The 15,505-nt window shown below is 26.1% G+C and carries 18 protein-coding genes; 5 read left to right on the top strand and 13 right to left on the bottom strand.

From position 1 onward, the window contains the following. Nucleotide 1 precedes the first annotated feature (1 nt). The 13 genes from Q0617_RS08435 to Q0617_RS08375 are packed head-to-tail and all read right to left on the bottom strand — an operon-like array spanning nucleotide 2 to nucleotide 11,900. Entirely contained in the window at nucleotides 2–1,150 is a 1,149-nt protein-coding gene (locus tag Q0617_RS08435) for a beta-ketoacyl synthase N-terminal-like domain-containing protein (protein WP_298752398.1), read from the bottom strand. Then, on the bottom strand, nucleotides 1,150–1,401 hold the full coding sequence (locus Q0617_RS08430) for a phosphopantetheine-binding protein (protein WP_298752397.1): 252 nt from the start codon (nucleotides 1,399–1,401) through the stop codon (nucleotides 1,150–1,152). The genes Q0617_RS08435 and Q0617_RS08430 overlap by 1 nt, the downstream gene beginning before the upstream one ends. After that, on the bottom strand, nucleotides 1,401–2,561 hold the full coding sequence (locus Q0617_RS08425) for an ABC transporter permease (protein WP_298752396.1): 1,161 nt from the start codon (nucleotides 2,559–2,561) through the stop codon (nucleotides 1,401–1,403). The genes Q0617_RS08430 and Q0617_RS08425 overlap by 1 nt, the downstream gene beginning before the upstream one ends. Beyond that, nucleotides 2,561–3,421 (bottom strand): ABC transporter ATP-binding protein, encoded by an 861-nt coding sequence (locus tag Q0617_RS08420; RefSeq protein WP_298752395.1) that lies wholly within the window; start codon nucleotides 3,419–3,421, stop codon nucleotides 2,561–2,563. Before Q0617_RS08420 ends, Q0617_RS08425 begins: the two co-directional genes overlap by 1 nt. Before the next feature lie 39 nt (nucleotides 3,422–3,460). Beyond that, nucleotides 3,461–4,678: an AMP-binding protein gene (locus Q0617_RS08415; RefSeq protein ID WP_298752394.1), complete on the bottom strand. Its 1,218-nt coding sequence runs from the start codon at nucleotides 4,676–4,678 to the stop codon at nucleotides 3,461–3,463. After that, nucleotides 4,659–6,788, bottom strand: a complete 2,130-nt coding sequence (locus Q0617_RS08410; protein ID WP_298752392.1) for a hypothetical protein — start codon at nucleotides 6,786–6,788, stop codon at nucleotides 4,659–4,661. The genes Q0617_RS08415 and Q0617_RS08410 overlap by 20 nt, the downstream gene beginning before the upstream one ends. After that, the gene (locus Q0617_RS08405) at nucleotides 6,778–7,254 is read right to left on the bottom strand and encodes a hypothetical protein (protein ID WP_298752390.1); all 477 of its coding nucleotides are present in this window, start codon (nucleotides 7,252–7,254) and stop codon (nucleotides 6,778–6,780) included. The genes Q0617_RS08410 and Q0617_RS08405 overlap by 11 nt, the downstream gene beginning before the upstream one ends. Further along, nucleotides 7,247–7,783 carry a hypothetical protein gene (locus tag Q0617_RS08400; protein ID WP_298752389.1) on the bottom strand — a complete coding sequence of 179 codons (537 nt, stop codon included), beginning with the start codon at nucleotides 7,781–7,783 and terminating at the stop codon, nucleotides 7,247–7,249. The genes Q0617_RS08405 and Q0617_RS08400 overlap by 8 nt, the downstream gene beginning before the upstream one ends. A 5-nt stretch (nucleotides 7,784–7,788) precedes the next feature. Then, nucleotides 7,789–8,493 (bottom strand): 3-oxoacyl-ACP reductase FabG, encoded by a 705-nt coding sequence (gene fabG / locus Q0617_RS08395; RefSeq protein WP_298752388.1) that lies wholly within the window; start codon nucleotides 8,491–8,493, stop codon nucleotides 7,789–7,791. A gap of 10 nt (nucleotides 8,494–8,503) precedes the next feature. Continuing rightward, nucleotides 8,504–10,024, bottom strand: a complete 1,521-nt coding sequence (locus Q0617_RS08390) for an aromatic amino acid ammonia-lyase (RefSeq protein WP_298752387.1) — start codon at nucleotides 10,022–10,024, stop codon at nucleotides 8,504–8,506. A 3-nt stretch (nucleotides 10,025–10,027) separates the two neighbouring features. Beyond that, nucleotides 10,028–10,888 carry a lysophospholipid acyltransferase family protein gene (locus tag Q0617_RS08385; protein WP_298752386.1) on the bottom strand — a complete coding sequence of 287 codons (861 nt, stop codon included), beginning with the start codon at nucleotides 10,886–10,888 and terminating at the stop codon, nucleotides 10,028–10,030. Then, nucleotides 10,889–11,593: a glycosyltransferase family 2 protein gene (locus Q0617_RS08380; RefSeq protein WP_298752385.1), complete on the bottom strand. Its 705-nt coding sequence runs from the start codon at nucleotides 11,591–11,593 to the stop codon at nucleotides 10,889–10,891. Continuing rightward, a complete protein-coding gene (locus Q0617_RS08375; protein WP_298752384.1) occupies nucleotides 11,583–11,900 on the bottom strand; it encodes a 3-hydroxyacyl-ACP dehydratase in 318 nt (105 codons plus the stop codon). Before Q0617_RS08375 ends, Q0617_RS08380 begins: the two co-directional genes overlap by 11 nt. Before the next feature lie 125 nt (nucleotides 11,901–12,025). On the opposite strand from Q0617_RS08375, the gene Q0617_RS08370 reads away from it, so the two are divergent. The 5 genes from Q0617_RS08370 to Q0617_RS08350 are packed head-to-tail and all read left to right on the top strand — an operon-like array spanning nucleotide 12,026 to nucleotide 15,446. Further along, a complete protein-coding gene (locus Q0617_RS08370) occupies nucleotides 12,026–12,277 on the top strand; it encodes a phosphopantetheine-binding protein (protein WP_298752383.1) in 252 nt (83 codons plus the stop codon). Then, nucleotides 12,264–13,379, top strand: a complete 1,116-nt coding sequence (locus tag Q0617_RS08365) for a beta-ketoacyl-[acyl-carrier-protein] synthase family protein (protein ID WP_298752382.1) — start codon at nucleotides 12,264–12,266, stop codon at nucleotides 13,377–13,379. The genes Q0617_RS08370 and Q0617_RS08365 overlap by 14 nt, the downstream gene beginning before the upstream one ends. Next, on the top strand, nucleotides 13,376–14,017 hold the full coding sequence (locus Q0617_RS08360; protein WP_298752381.1) for a beta-ketoacyl synthase chain length factor: 642 nt from the start codon (nucleotides 13,376–13,378) through the stop codon (nucleotides 14,015–14,017). Before Q0617_RS08365 ends, Q0617_RS08360 begins: the two co-directional genes overlap by 4 nt. Continuing rightward, nucleotides 14,017–14,364 carry a hypothetical protein gene (locus tag Q0617_RS08355; RefSeq protein ID WP_298752380.1) on the top strand — a complete coding sequence of 116 codons (348 nt, stop codon included), beginning with the start codon at nucleotides 14,017–14,019 and terminating at the stop codon, nucleotides 14,362–14,364. The genes Q0617_RS08360 and Q0617_RS08355 overlap by 1 nt, the downstream gene beginning before the upstream one ends. A gap of 14 nt (nucleotides 14,365–14,378) precedes the next feature. Further along, the gene (locus Q0617_RS08350) at nucleotides 14,379–15,446 is read left to right on the top strand and encodes a class I SAM-dependent methyltransferase (RefSeq protein ID WP_298752379.1); all 1,068 of its coding nucleotides are present in this window, start codon (nucleotides 14,379–14,381) and stop codon (nucleotides 15,444–15,446) included. Nucleotides 15,447–15,505: the final 59 nt, after the last annotated feature.

Genomic DNA, 15,505 nt, shown 5'->3' with positions numbered 1-15,505 from the left:
ATTAACTCTCATTACTTAATATTATAGAGGTATTGCTTCCACCAAATCCTATATAATGAAAAAGTATGGTTGCCTTATCTATTTTTCTAGTTTCTTGTAAGGGAGAGAAATCTATATCGTTGTATTTGTCATAAAAATTAATTGTTTTTGGTAAAAAATTATTCTTAATACTTTCACATAATAAAACGATTTCATTTGTTCCACAAGCACCTAATGTATGACCAATGTATGGTTTTAAAATCACTACATCAGTTTTTTTATTATACTTTTTAAATAGTTTATCAATAGCAATAGCTTCAGATAAGTTTGAATTCTCACTTCCTGTTGCATGTGCCTTTAGGCAAGTAATTTTATCAATAGTTAAATTAGCTTTATTTAAAGCCTCTTCCATACATGAAAGAGTCACTTCTCCATTTGGATTAGAACTAGTAACAGAATAGTTATCAAAGCTATTATTTGTAGATAATATTTCAAAGTTATTTGCTTCTTTTTTTTGAGATTCTAAAATAACTGCGGAACAAGCCTCTCCTAAAATCAAACCATCACTATTTATATCAAATGGCTTATATTCACCTGTTTGACTTAAAAGCATCAAAGATTGAAATCCCCTATAAGTAGTCTCATTAAAAAATTCAAAACCTAAGACCAAAGCTCTTTTTATCTTTTTACTTTTAATTAAATCATTTGCATAACAAATGGCATTTGCACTTGAGGTACAGGCTGTTTGAATTATTGTTGTATTATATTTTGAATTAATCAAATTTTCAACAAAATGTCCGATTTCACCATATCCTATATTTTTAATTTCTTCAGTTGAATCACCATTTTTATATTTTAAATGTTGCTCTTCTTCAATTGATATTGACATTGAGGTTGAGCCCAAGAAAATATGCAAATCTTCTGCTTCTTCTTTTGATAACTTTGCATCTTCAATTGCTTTTAATGCTACTTCTTTCAAAATAGAATAAAACTTTTCTTCTTTTGATACAAAGTTTTTCTTAATACGATAATATTTTAACTCTTCAAAATTATTTACTAAATATTCAGAATAATTATTATCATTAATCTCTTGAATTTTTTTTACAGAATCATTTTTATTATTTCCTAGTGCAGAAATAATTGATGAACCTGTAATATAGACTTTATTCATCAATTCTCTTCTATATGTTTTGCCAAGGTATTAATTGAAACCATTATTTTTCTAAGTTCTTTACTATCTGTTGTCTTCATTCCATACTTTTTATGTAAAGCCATAGATATTTGAAGGGCATCCATTGAATCTAGTTCCAAAAGAGATTCAGGGTCAAATAAAATATCATCATCTTTTATATCTTCAATTTCACACTCTTTTTCACACTCTTCAATTATTAACTTTTTTAATTCGTATTTCAAATCTTCCATTAATTATTTCCTTTTTTTAATTTCATATATGCTAACAATAAAAATACAATAGCAAATGAACATAAATATAATAAATAAATTTTTATATCGCTAAAACTTCCACCCCTAACAAAAATCTCCAACAAACCTTCCAATCCCCAAGACATAGGAGAGTAAGATGAGATGTCTTGCATAAATTGAGGCATAACAAATTTTGGAACCATTATTCCCCCAAGAGCTGCCAAAACTATATTTGTTACTCCTCCAATAGAAGTTGCTTCCTCTGTTGTTTTGCTAATATTTGCTATAAATAATGCAAAACATATTGCTGCAATAGAAATAGCACTACTCATACAAAATATAAGTAAATAGTTCCCACTAATAACTAAAGAGTCTCCTCCTAATAAAGGAACAATAAATATTCCTACTAAAATCATAATTACAACTTGAATTTGGTTAACAATAAAATATGGAATGATTTTCCCAAGCAATATTGGAAATAATGATACATCTATACTTCTAATTCTAGAAATAGTACCAAAATTCTTTTCATTTATAAAAGTATTTGAAATAGGTATCAAAATAAAAAACATGGAAAATACAAGCCATGCAGGGACACTTTGTTGCACTGAACTTGGTTTTGATTTTACTTTTTCATTTTTATAAATATATGTGTTGTTTATCTTTTCACTTAACACAGAAAGTGTTCTTGCATCTATTTTTGATTTAATAAAAAAATCTTTCATTATGCTTTTTGAAATAATCTCAGTTATGCTATTTTTTAATATATAAAAATACTCTTTTTTTATCCCTGACTTACTAAAAGTTTTTATCTCAAAATCTTTGACATTTTTATTTATTTTTGTTTTAAAATTTTCATCAAGCGATACTACAAAATCATAATTATCTTTGTAAATCAATATCTTAAGTGCTTCATTTTTCACAAGATTTGCAGAAAAATAGTTGCTTTTATTTAAATCATCAACAAAACCTTTTATATCCTCATTTGTAGAACTTATTACTGCAACTTTTAATTTTGTTTCTAAAGTATCTGAATAGGTATTTTTCAAAGCTAAAGACATGATTAATATAAAAAGAGCTGGCATGATAAATAATACCATCAAAGCATGTATATCTCTAAATATTAATAATAACTCTTTTTTTAAAATATATTTAAACATTACTCTCTTAAATCCTCTTTAGTAAGAGATAAAAATAGCTTCTCTAAATTTTTATCTGCAAAGTTAATATTTATAATCTTTTCATTTTTACTTTTTAATTCAGCCATTAAAGTTAAGAACTCATCGTATGAGTTTGAAATATCTACTTTGATTTTTTGATTTTCTAACTCAACTTCAATAATAGATTTTTTTTGAATCAAAATATCTTTTTTATTTTGTAATATAATTTTACTATTATCTAATACTGCAATTTCATCACACAAATATTCAACCTCATCCATATAGTGTGACGTATAAATAATAGTCGTATCTTGTGTTTTATTTAGGTTTTTTATTACCTCTAAAATATATTTTCTAGATTGGGGGTCTATTCCAACTGTTGGCTCATCAAAATATATTATCTTTGGAGAATTAAGTAATCCAATAGCAATATTTAACCTTCTTTTTACCCCTCCTGAATATGTCGAGGCTCTTTTATTTATGAACTTTTCTAAAGATGTAGCTTCAATACAATATGAAATTTGTTTTTTTAAATTATCACCACTCAAGCCATATAAAGCACCAAAAAATTCCAGGTTTTCATAACTTGTTAAATTAGGATAAAAAGCATATGTTTGAGGGATATATGATGATATTTTTTTGACTTCATCTTTTTGTTTTTCAAAATCTAATCCATAAACTTCAATACTACCTGAGTCTTTTGTAATAAGATGATTTAAAATAGAGACAAGGGTAGTTTTTCCTGCACCATTTGGACCTAATAGCCCAAAAACACAACCTGTGTCAATTTGCAATGAGAGGTCTTTTAATACTGGTACATTATCATATGACATATTTAAATTATTAATTATAATTGACATTAATCTACTTTATTTTGATTATATCTAATTGATAATAAATTATTGAATCGCAAGTTTTTTACCAACTACTGATGTTTTTATTTTATCAACTATTTTTAAATTGATAGAAAATTTAATATTTGATAATTCATTTTTCAGTATCTTTTTTATATCTTTAACTAAAAACTCTTTTTTACTCTCTATTGTAATATCTAGAATTTCATCTTTTAGTCTGTTTTTATCATTTGAATTTACAAATACAACTGCTTTTTCTATTCCATCAACATTTTCTAAAATATTTTCTATTTGAATTGTAGAATAACGTTTCCCAGCAATTTTTAGTATTTGAGAACTTCTACCTATTACTTTAAACTTATTCTCTTCAAACTCTACATAATCAAAGGTTTGCACTTGATTATTTGTTTGTTTAAACTCATTTTCATAGACAATATTTGAGATAAAAGGAGATTTGACGTTTAACTCATTGTCATCATTTGTTGCAACTGTTACTTTCTCTAATGGTGTCCACAAAGACTCATCATTAAACTTATAGGCAATTCCTCCTGTTTCTGTAGAACCAAATATTTGTAGTATATTTGAAGAGTATTTATTATTAAACTCTTTTGCATCATCTAATAATAAAGGTGCAGTTGAACTTACAAATAATGATTTAGAAAGATTTTTTGATTCATTTAGTCTATTTAAGGATTTTATATATAATGGTGTTGTCACAACTAATGAGTTATCATCTATTATATTTAGTAGGTCATGGGGCAAAAAATGCTCTTTTAAAATGATATCAATATCATTCATCAACGGGAAAAAGAGTCCAAATAAAGAGCCATAAAGATGAATAAAAGGAACAGTTACAATAACTCTTTTTATTTTATACTCTTTTAATAATCTTGATAACACCTCTATTTCTGAAAATATATTCTCTTTTGTTTTTAATGCTCCAATGGGAAATCCAGTACTCCCTGAAGTAAAATATAAATAAGAGAAATCTTTGTCAGAAAAAATATTATCCTGTATAGATGGCATATCAAAATCACTAATATTTAACTCTTCTAGTTGTTTATTAATTCCTTTGTTTGTATTGTCAAAAAGAATTGATTTTGCATTTGAATAGTAGGATTTAAATATCTTTAAGGCATTCATCTCCTTGCTAGCTGAAGATATATATGAAACTTTATTAAAATATTTTTTATCAATAAATAGTTCTTTTTTTATTTCATGTTCATTTACTGAACCATTATCATTAAATACTTTTAGAGTCATAAAAAGGCCTTTTCAAAATTATAATTAAAATTGCAATTGCAACTATTCCTATAGAGGCAATAAGCCCTATTGAATAAAGTGCATTTGTTTTAGAAAAAATCAATATACCAAATCCAGCAAAGGTAGATAACAAAGAGTATAAGACAGCTGTATAAGTGTTCTTATCTAAACTACTTGACCCCAAATAAATACCAAAATCTATGCTTATTGATAAAATAACAAAAATCATAAAAAAATGTAATATATTAAAAGCCATAAAAAAAGATACTAATGCCATTAATGATATTGGAAATATTAAATAAGTAAGTGAAATAAGAAAATTACCTTTTGTAGAGAAAAATAACATCAATAAAATAAAAATGACACTTATTCCTCCATATATAAACAACTCACTATAAATAGAGACTAAGTTTTGTTCAAACATTGTTTTTATACTTAAATTCTCTACAAAATCATATTTACTAAATTCAGCAACTTTGTCTTTAGGTAAATTGGCATATGACAAATAAAAATCTTTATATTTTATAAGCTCTATTCCTAAATCACTTAATATATCTTTTGTATAAATTGGTTTATCTACCTTATAAACATATGCATCTTTAAAATAGTTAACCTTAAATCCCAACTCACTAGACTTCTCATCCAACTTATTCTTAATTTTCTCAAAATTTATATTCTCCAATAAAACCTTTTTATTTAAAAAATCTTTTTCACCTACTAATATAGAAATTGGGATATAAGAGTTTGGATACTCATTTTTTAATACCCTAGCCTTTTCAATCAATTTATCTATAGATTTTGCTTTTATCAAAACAGGCATATTCTTTTGAAGATTTAATTTTTTATTAAAATAGTCCTCTTTTTCTTTTAAGTGGACATTATTTATATCAAGATTTTTCAAATCTAAATCAAAATAAAACTTATCTATTGAAATAAGTAATAAGACTATCGCAAGCAATATCATATAAATAGGTTTGACTTTTGAATAAAAATTATAAGTATTGGTACTAAATCTTTTTTGATAAAAGTTAATTTTTGGATATAAAAATGCAAATTGAATATATGAAAAAAGAAGTGAAACTATGGAGAAGTAACAAAGTTGTTTAATTAAATCAAATGAAACAAAAGACAAAATAGCAAAAGCCCCAACAGTGGTAATCATCCCTAAAAATACATCCTTGTTGAATCCTTTTTTCTCTTCATAATAATTATGCATATAATGGTGAAACATATAATCAATAGCAACAGTAGAAATTGATATTCCAAATACAACAACAAAAATAGATAATTTATCAAATATAAATGAACAGACAAGTAATGAGAGTAAAATAGATGAACTAAGTGTAATCAATGTATTTACAAGCAATTTTAGATTTTTTAAAATCACTAAATAAAGTAAAAGTAATATTGTTGTTGAAAAGATAACTATTTTGTTTACATCATCTTTTATAATTCTTGAATTCTCTACAAAATAAAAAATAGGTGAAAATACTTTTATGTTTTTATCACTTGAACTAAGCTTTTCAATTGCATCATAAATACTCTCATATTGAGAAATTGAATTTACTCTACCCTCTAAGTTAAATATTGATATATACGCACTATCTTTTATACTTAAGTGATTATTTTTTAAAGACAAAGCTTTTAAAGAGGTTTTTTCCTTGAAGATATCTAAAGGATCCTTCTTATCTATAAAAAAAGAGAAGCTAGAATTTATCAAATTAGATTTTAGTTCTTCTAGTTTTTTACTTATATTTAACTTTTCTAAAGCATCTTTATCTATACTTTCTATAAAAAACTTATACTCTTGTTTATATCTTTTAAGATTTTTGTTTGTGTAAGATTTTTCAAGAGTTAATCCATCTATTTTTAAAAACTCATCTTCTAATTCTTTAATTTTTTTTAAAGAGTTATTGTCTAATCCCTCAACACTAAGAAATACTTTTTTTGTGTTTTGGAACTTATTAAACTCTTTTAGTAACTCTTTTTTTTCACTATTTGGCAATATAGTTTGAAGCTCTGTTGAAATACTACTAAAAGAGTTAAAATATACTACTAATAAGGCTAAAACTATAAGTAATGAAATATTAATATAATTGCTAATTTTCAACAATATTTATCCAATCATCATTAGTAAAAAATATCTTTAAAAAAATCAACTTATCATCTTTTTTTTTGTACTCAATTTTGCTTATTACATTTGATATATAATCATTTGGAATTAGTCTATTTACAGAATCATCTTTTATAATTTGAAAATACTCTTTTAAATTTTCTGGTTTATTTTTATATATACTATCTATGATTTTTGAAAAAATTGTTAACTCAAAATTTTCTTCATAATTTAAAACCTTCTTTTTATCACCATTTTTTTCTATAATATTCTCTTTAGTAAAAATAAATGATTTATCCTCATTTAAATATCTAATTTCCAAAGTGTCATTATCTATTTTTAAAATACCATTTCTATATACACTTGTACTTAATGCACTGATATATTTTTCCTCTTTAAATTTAATTGGTTTTGAAAATAGTATCATCGTAGAAACAAAAATTAAAAATAAAACCTTATACATGGACTTTACCCTTAAAGTAGATTTTTTTATGAACAAATTGAATTAATCCTGCAAGTATAAACAAAAAATACCAACCAACAGATGAATAAAAAGTCCAATAAACCATATCTTTTGTATATAGAACAAAAGAGTGAATCAAAACATTTAACAAAGAGATAAGAAACCAAAATAGTGTTGACTTTTGAATATACTCTTTTTCTTCTTTTTCAACTTTTTTATTGAATTTTTCTAAAAAAATAAAAATAAATGAGTTCTTTGAAATGTAACTATATAATATATAAATTGAAATTAATCCCGAGATTAATAATGGCAAGATTTTTAAAAATAAAAAGTTCTCTAAGTAATATGCCAAAATAGAAACACCCAAATAAAAAAGAGGAAAAATATACTCTTTTATATTTTTCTTTATACTAAGCAGTAGCCAAAGAAGAGAAAAAATAAATATTATTAATGAAACCGTTTTTAATTCAAAGTTTCTTAGTGAATAAAAAACAACTGGGGCATAAAATAAAGATATGATTAAATTCATAAACTTTATCTAACCATTGCCCCACTAATATTTAAAACCTCTCCACTTACATAAGTGGCATCTACACCTATAAAATAAGCACATTTTGCCACTTCATCAGCTTTTCCAAATCTCTTAAGAGGTATAGCTTTTTTTAGCTCTTTTACATTTGGTATATTTTCTATCATTTCTGATTCTATTATTCCAGGGGCAAGAGCATTTACCCTGATATTATATCTTCCAAGTTCTATAGACAGAGTTTTAGTAAAAGCGATAACTCCTCCTTTACTAGCACTATAATTTGCTTGTCCTGAGTTTCCACTTATTCCTGAAATTGATGCCACGTTTACAATACTTCCTCGTTTATTCATCATCATATTTTTAGAAATAACTTTTGTAACATAAAAAAGTCCAGTTAGATTTGTATTTATTACATCTTCCCATTCATCATCATCCATAAAGAAAAACAGATTATCTTTTATAATACCAGCATTATTTACTAAAACATTAACATCAAGATTTTCTAAGGCTTCTTTAATAGAGTTTTTATCTTGCATATTAAAAGTAATTAGTTCTCCATTTTGATTTATTTCATTCAAAATCTCTTCTGCTTTTTCTTTATTACTGTTATAGTGAATATATACAAAATATCCATTTTGAGCATACTCTTTAACTATTGCTTTGCCAATAGAACCTGTAGCTCCTGTAACTAATACTTTTTTTGCTTCCATCTTCAACTCTTTATATAAACTTCGCTTCTTGTAAAATTTTATTGATATTTTGTATATCAATATCCATTCTTCTATCTTCATACAATGGTTTTACTATTTTTCTTATCTCTTTATAGATATTTCTAAGATGTGGTGAAACTTCACTCTCTCCTCTTATATCAACAGCTTGCGCCATACCTATAAATGCAATAGAAAGCATATTATGAAGATCGGGCATCATCTTAGCAAAATCATTTGCAGCAGTTGTTCCCATAGATACTTTATCTTGATTAAGTGATTCTGTTGGTCTTGAGTGAATAGAAGCTGCTGTTGTATTTTTGATAACATCAGCACTTAAAGAACTAAGACTTATTTGCATAGCTTTAAATCCATGAAAAAATGGCTCTTTTGAAAGCTTAAGATTTTCTCCTAAACCACGGTTAAATTTATGATCAACTAAAAGAGCAAACTCTTTATCTAATAAGTCTGCTAAATTTGCAGCACAAATCTTAAGTGTATCCATAGCATGAGCTACATATCCACCATAAAAGTTCCCAGAGGTATAGATTTTTTGATTTTCACCATCTATAAGGGGATTATCATTTACACTGTTTATCTCAGTTTCTACCCAGTTTTTTGATATCTCTAAATTGTCTCTTATTACCCCTAAAACTTGAGGTGCACATCTCATAGAGTATGTATCTTGAATATTCAGGTCATTATCAGCAAAAAATTTATCATATCTATCATCTCTTCCGTGAGTCAGTTTTGAACCTTCTATTTTTCTTTTGATATTTTTAGCTGCGTTTATTTGACCACTAAATGGCTTTGAATCATGAACAAAATCCGCCACAGGGGTATCATCTCCTAAAAGAACTTCAAACATCCCTGCCACGTATGATTCCATAGAGTCTAAAATAACCTCAAACTCTTCAATCGCTTTTAAAGCTATAGCACTCATTATCGTTGTACCATTCATAATAGCTAATGCCTCTTTAGGCTCAAACTTATAAGGTGTAATATTTAGTTCATTGTAAACTTCCATCACATCTTTTATTTCACCCTTATAATAAACTTCTCTCTCACCAGCAATTACAGCTGCTATATAAGAAAGTGGTGTTAAATCTCCACTTGCACCAACTGAGCCTTGTGATGGAATTACAGGAATAATATCTTTTTCAACAAGCATTTCAAGTCTATGCAAAAGATTCATAGAGACACCTGAACGAGCTTTACTTAAAGAGATAGTTCTACAAATAACAGCATATCTACATACTTCATAACTTAGGTTTTTTCCTATACCACACCCGTGAAAACGAAATAGATTTGTTTGTAACGTTGCTGCATCATCATAACTAACATAGTTTTTGCCACTTGCTCCATATCCTGTAGTGATCCCATAAATAGGTTTACCAGCTTTAATTGTATTCATCATAAAATCATGAGTATGATTTATAAATGTTATAAACTTTTCATCTTTAGATATCTCTATATCTGTTGCATTTATTATCTCTTCTAAAGATATTGTTCTTTTATCTATTGTTAATTTCATCTATTATTTATTCTCCCAAAAATTATAAAAATTAAACCATTGGTTTGGATATTTTTTTAGAATATCTTCAAATAGTTTAACATATTCTTTTATAGCTATATCAATAGCTTCTTTCTCTTTTAAATTTAAATCTAAATTTAATTTTATCGTTTCTACTTTGTATCTTTGTAATCCAATATTTATTACAAAACAACATAAAATTGGTGTTTTAGTTTTATAAGAAATTTTAAATGGATTCTTATTAAAAAATGCATCTTTTCCAAAAAACTTTGTTTTATATTTATATTTATTACTTGTTGGTCTATCTGCCATTATAGCGATAATCTCATCATTTGAAATTGCATTTGCAATTTCAATAGAAACAGGAATCTGTCCCATTGATTGATCTATAATATTAATATTTGAGATTTTATTTTCAATATTACTTTCAATCTCTTTTATACTATCTAAAATGACTTCCTGCATGACAATATTGATTCTATTTTTAGTTACAGGATTACTAGAACTTGAAGCCCAGCCACCAAAATGAGAAAATAATAAAATAGTCTTACTATCCATAATCTTTAAAACTGTTTCTTTTTCCTCATATATAAAATCATAAGAACTTGGGTCATATTTAGATATAAATCTATCAACAAGACAAATTGCAAACATTCTTAAGTGTTCAAAATAAATCCAATTATTAAACTCTAAACCTAAAATTTTATAATATTCTTTTAAAGATTCTTTCACATTTGATGCAAAAATAAAATAAAAAAAACTTACTGGATACATAATATAATAGACAAACTTGTAACCAAAAAGTTTATATAAATTAAAAGCAAGTTTTATACTCCACCCGCTTCCTCTTTGCTTAACATTCATCTATTTATATCTTTTTTTAAGAAAAAACTTAAGAGGTAATAATCTAATATGTACCATTACAATAGCAGCTGTATCCCAAAACTTTTTAAAATGACTAACTCTCTCTTCAGGTGATGGATAATAACAGTCAATTGTCACTTCTTTTATCAATCTTTTTTTCCAAGAGTGTTTTACTAAAACTTCCATCTCCCAATCAAATCGTGAAGTTTTAATATCTAAGTCTAAAATTGAGGTTGGATATAATCTAAATCCAGACAATGAATCTTCAATCTCTTGTTCTGTATCCCAAGTAGCCCAAAAATTACTAAACCAACGTCCAAACTTAGAGCCATTTGGCACATTTTCTATATCAAAATTTCTTGCACCAATTATAATTTGATTATCACCATCACAAGCACCTATTATTTTTTCAATCTGACTTGCAAGATGTTGTCCATCTCCATCTAAGCTGATAAAATACTTGTATCCTAACTCTTTTGCTTTTCTAGCACCACTTAAAATTGCTTCACCTTTTCCTTTATTAAAAGGGTGTCTTAAAACAATTAAATTAGAGTTTTTATTTAATATCTCTTCTACTGGATTATCATATCCATCATCAACTACTATTATTTTAATATTATAAGATAATACATCATCAACAACTTTTTGTATAGTAGAATCATTATTATAAGTAGGTATTACAACTATAATTTCACTAAATTTCATATATTATTTCACTTATTTTTTTATTTTCTTTTTTTATTATTATTTTATATCTTGATTCATTTATACACGTGATATGATATTCAATTATATCTTCAGGTTTTATAATTGATAGGAACTTTGCTTTAGAAATAGTATTTATATTATGATTTAGGATATTTGAAATAATATCTATTTGAATAAATCCGGGTAGTATTTCATTTTCTGGGAAATGGGCTTTAAAAACAGGATGGTCTTTTTTTGCCAGTTTAACTTTATAATAGTTTTCTGATTTTTCTAAAACTTCAAATAAATTCTTAAGTAACTTCACTATGATTTTCTTTCTATCTGTATTCGTTATTGTACAAAATAATTTATTAAAAGATAATTTATAAGATGATTAAAAGATGAAAAACAGTAATATTTCACAAGATTATTTAGAAGGTAAAATAGAGCATGGTTACTATTAATGAGTTTAAAGAAACACTAATTGAAGGTCTAAATTTAGAAGACTTTACAGTCGATGATATTGAAGACAATGCACCTTTATTTGGGGAAGATGGAATAGGTTTAGACTCTGTTGACTCTATTGAACTAGTTTTAATTATTGAAAAAGAGTATGGTGTAAAAATTTCCAATACTGAACAATATAAAGATATTTTTGCCTCAGTAAATAGCTTACTTAATTATATCAATGAAAATAAATAAAAAAGTTTACATAAATTATTTTGATTCAATTTCATGTGCAGGAAATAATTCAGAAGAGTTATTTGATTCAATTTGTTCAAAAAAAGACACTATAACTGTTGACTCATCGTATGTTGACAATAGAAGTGTAGCTATTGGTAAAATAAAAAGAGACAAAGACTTAAATGAAATTTTAACTGAAAGATGTGAAAATTTATTAACAAATTCTAAATTAAAAGACTTTTCAAAAACACTCCTGATTATAGGTTCTTCTGTCGGTGGAATGGATGAAACTGAAAAACTATTTTTTAAAAATAAAAACTACAAAGAGATAAACCCTAAAAAACACCCTGTGGATGCAATTTCTTATTTTTTAAAAGAAAAATATAAATTTTATGATGATGTATCATTTTCTACAGCCTGTACTTCTAGTGCAAATGCATTAGGTTATGCAAAAGAGGTACTTTCAAAAGGGCTATATGAAAATGTATTAGTAGTAGGAATAGATGCTCTATCACACACTACAGTTTGTGGCTTTTCAGCACTTAGTGTTCTATCATCAAAAACATGTACACCTTTTGATAAAAATAGAGAAGGTATGAATGTATCTGAAGGTTTTGGAATTTTATTATTAGAAACTATAAAAAAAGAAAATTCTATTGAGTTATGTGGAGTAGGATATAGTTCCGATGCACATCATATGACACAGCCACATCCAGAAGGGCTAGGAGCTCAAAAAGCCATGCAGAATGCATTAGAAAATAGTTGTTTAAATATAAATGATATTTCATATATAAATGCACATGGCACAGGAACTTATGCAAATGATTTTGCAGAATTAAATGCAATTAAATCTTTATTCACTGAAAAAAAACCAAAAGTTAGTTCAACAAAATCAATTACTGGACATACTTTAGGAGCTGCAGGAGCAATAGAAGCAATTATTTCATGTATGGTCTTACAAAAACAAATTATTCCTTCTAACAAAGGTTTAAAAGAGATTGAGATAGAAGGTATAAATTATTCTATTGAAACTATTACATCAAAAATTGATTATGTGATTAGTAATTCTTTTGCTTTTGGTGGAAATAACACTTCTTTAATTTTTGGACTTGCTAAATGAAAATTAATTTAGAAATATTAAATGCATCATGTATCTTTGATGAAAAAGAAGTTATCGATTTAAATACAAAAGAATTAGTTCCTAAAATGATAGTAAGAAGAAGGCTTACAAGAGCTTCAAAACTTGTAATCGAACTTCTTTCTAAGGTAGATTTTAAAGATGGCAGAATAATCTATGGCTCTGCATATGGTGAGTTATTATCCACATCAAAGATATTAAATGCAATATCTAATAATGAAATCATATCTCCTACTGATTTCCAAAACTCTGTTTATAATACAGCAGTATCATATGCTTCTATATTATCAAAAAACACAAGTGAAATTTTAACTGTTTCATCTGGAGAAGAGACTTCATTAAAAGTATTAAAAGTTGGAGCAGTAAAAGCTTTAGATAATGACGAAATTTTATTAGTTTGTGCAGAATCATTAAATATAAATAATATTGAAGAAGTAAACAACTGCATAAAATACATAGAGTGTGCTGTTGCTTTAAAAGTCAAACTTACCCTTGAAAAACCAACAATAGATTTTAAAAATGTTCAAAATAAAGAGTATCCAAAATCAATTGAACATATAATGTATATTGCTGAGAACTTTGACATCAATAAAAAAAATATAATAGAAATAGATATCTAATGAATTTACCACACAAAGCTCCTATCAGATTTGCACAAAAAGTAATAGAAAAAAAAGAGGATATTTGTATTGTTAGTTGTACCTTCCCTTTTATTCCTACTCTAGCAATGATTAGTGAAGCAGCAGCTCAAAGTAGTGCTGCTTTTGCACAAACGCAAGAGGTAGTAATTGGTTTCCTTATCTCATTAAAAAAAATAGAAAAGATAAGTGAATTTACAAAGCAAAATTATCAAATTAAAATAAAGAAGTCTTTTACTTTTGACACAATGACTGAATACAAATTCGAAGTATTTGATGAAAAAGATATTTGTGCAAAAGGTGAATTAACAATTGCCCTTAAAAATTAAAAGAAATAGGTAATATGAAAGAATTTTTCAAAGATAATCACAAAATAAGTGCCTTAGAAGCACAGTATGAAGCACAAAAAATTGCATTTGCTCCAGTTGTATTTCAAGTTGTAAGAACAATGAGAGATTTAAAGTTATTAGAAATTTTATCTAATAATAAAGATGGTTTAACATATGATGAATTAGCAAAAAAAAGTGATTTATCTAAATATGCAGTACAATTATTATGCGAAACTGCATTAAGTGCAAATGTCATTTCAATTGATGAAGAAAAAGTATATTTAACAAAAGTTGGATTTTTTATTCATAGTGATAAAATGACAAATACTAATATGAATTACAATCACCATGTTAACTACTTAGGATTATTTTATTTAGAAGAATCAATAAAAAAAGAAAAAGCAGAAGGATTAAAAGTATTTAGCCAAGAAGATACAATTTATCCAGCACTTTCAACATTACCGCAAAAAGCCAAAGAGTCTTGGTTTGAGTTTGATCATTTATATTCTGATTCAGGATTTAAGGAAGCAATAAATATTTTAAAAAATTTAAATCCAAAATCTATACTAGATATTGGTGGTAATACTGGAAAATTTGCAATTCTATTTGCAGAAAAAAATCCTGACATACAAATAACAATAATGGACTTACCACAGCAAATAAAACTTGCAAAACAAAATATCTATGAAAAAAACATATTAAATATTTCAACTTATGAAGCCAATATATTAATAGAAGAGATAAACATAGCAAAAAATTTCGATATTATTTGGATGAGTCAATTTTTGGATTGTTTCAAAGATGAACAAATCATAGCTATCTTGAAAAAAATTGTAAATTCAATTAATACAGAGACTGAAATATGTATCATGGAACCATTTTGGGATAGACAAAACAACGAAACAGCTGCATACTGTATAATCAACACTTCACCTTATTTTACAGCAATGGCAAATGGATACAGTAAAATGTTTAAATATAGTGACTTTAAAAAGCTATTATTACTTGCTGGCTTAGAAATAATAGAAACAATAGATAACATTGGCTTATGTCAAACACTTATAAGATGTAAAAAAGCATAAATATAAGAGTGGTGCTCACAGCGGGAATCGAACCTGCAACCTCTTGCTTACCATGCAAT

The sequence above is a fragment of the uncultured Arcobacter sp. genome, from assembly GCF_937982575.1.
Lineage (GTDB): Bacteria > Campylobacterota > Campylobacteria > Campylobacterales > Arcobacteraceae > Arcobacter.
The sequence above is the reverse complement of the archived record's forward strand: the minus strand, read 5'-3'. Positions and strand labels throughout refer to the sequence as shown.

What these genes read in the sequence shown, in the direction of transcription:
- Q0617_RS08430 (WP_298752397.1), bottom strand. Translation starts at nt 1,401, where the DNA reads ATGGAAGATTTGAAATACGAATTAAAAAAGTTAATAATTGAAGAGTGT.
- Q0617_RS08385 (WP_298752386.1), bottom strand. Translation starts at nt 10,888, where the DNA reads ATGAATGTTAAGCAAAGAGGAAGCGGGTGGAGTATAAAACTTGCTTTT.
- Q0617_RS08370 (WP_298752383.1), top strand. Translation starts at nt 12,026, where the DNA reads ATGGTTACTATTAATGAGTTTAAAGAAACACTAATTGAAGGTCTAAAT.
- Q0617_RS08350 (WP_298752379.1), top strand. Translation starts at nt 14,379, where the DNA reads ATGAAAGAATTTTTCAAAGATAATCACAAAATAAGTGCCTTAGAAGCA.
- fabG (WP_298752388.1), bottom strand. Translation starts at nt 8,493, where the DNA reads ATGGAAGCAAAAAAAGTATTAGTTACAGGAGCTACAGGTTCTATTGGC.
- Q0617_RS08365 (WP_298752382.1), top strand. Translation starts at nt 12,264, where the DNA reads ATGAAAATAAATAAAAAAGTTTACATAAATTATTTTGATTCAATTTCA.
- Q0617_RS08435 (WP_298752398.1), bottom strand. Translation starts at nt 1,150, where the DNA reads ATGAATAAAGTCTATATTACAGGTTCATCAATTATTTCTGCACTAGGA.
- Q0617_RS08400 (WP_298752389.1), bottom strand. Translation starts at nt 7,783, where the DNA reads ATGAATTTAATCATATCTTTATTTTATGCCCCAGTTGTTTTTTATTCA.
- Q0617_RS08390 (WP_298752387.1), bottom strand. Translation starts at nt 10,024, where the DNA reads ATGAAATTAACAATAGATAAAAGAACAATATCTTTAGAAGAGATAATA.
- Q0617_RS08425 (WP_298752396.1), bottom strand. Translation starts at nt 2,561, where the DNA reads ATGTTTAAATATATTTTAAAAAAAGAGTTATTATTAATATTTAGAGAT.
- Q0617_RS08355 (WP_298752380.1), top strand. Translation starts at nt 14,017, where the DNA reads ATGAATTTACCACACAAAGCTCCTATCAGATTTGCACAAAAAGTAATA.
- Q0617_RS08405 (WP_298752390.1), bottom strand. Translation starts at nt 7,254, where the DNA reads ATGTATAAGGTTTTATTTTTAATTTTTGTTTCTACGATGATACTATTT.
- Q0617_RS08380 (WP_298752385.1), bottom strand. Translation starts at nt 11,593, where the DNA reads ATGAAATTTAGTGAAATTATAGTTGTAATACCTACTTATAATAATGAT.
- Q0617_RS08360 (WP_298752381.1), top strand. Translation starts at nt 13,376, where the DNA reads ATGAAAATTAATTTAGAAATATTAAATGCATCATGTATCTTTGATGAA.
- Q0617_RS08415 (WP_298752394.1), bottom strand. Translation starts at nt 4,678, where the DNA reads ATGACTCTAAAAGTATTTAATGATAATGGTTCAGTAAATGAACATGAA.
- Q0617_RS08420 (WP_298752395.1), bottom strand. Translation starts at nt 3,421, where the DNA reads ATGTCAATTATAATTAATAATTTAAATATGTCATATGATAATGTACCA.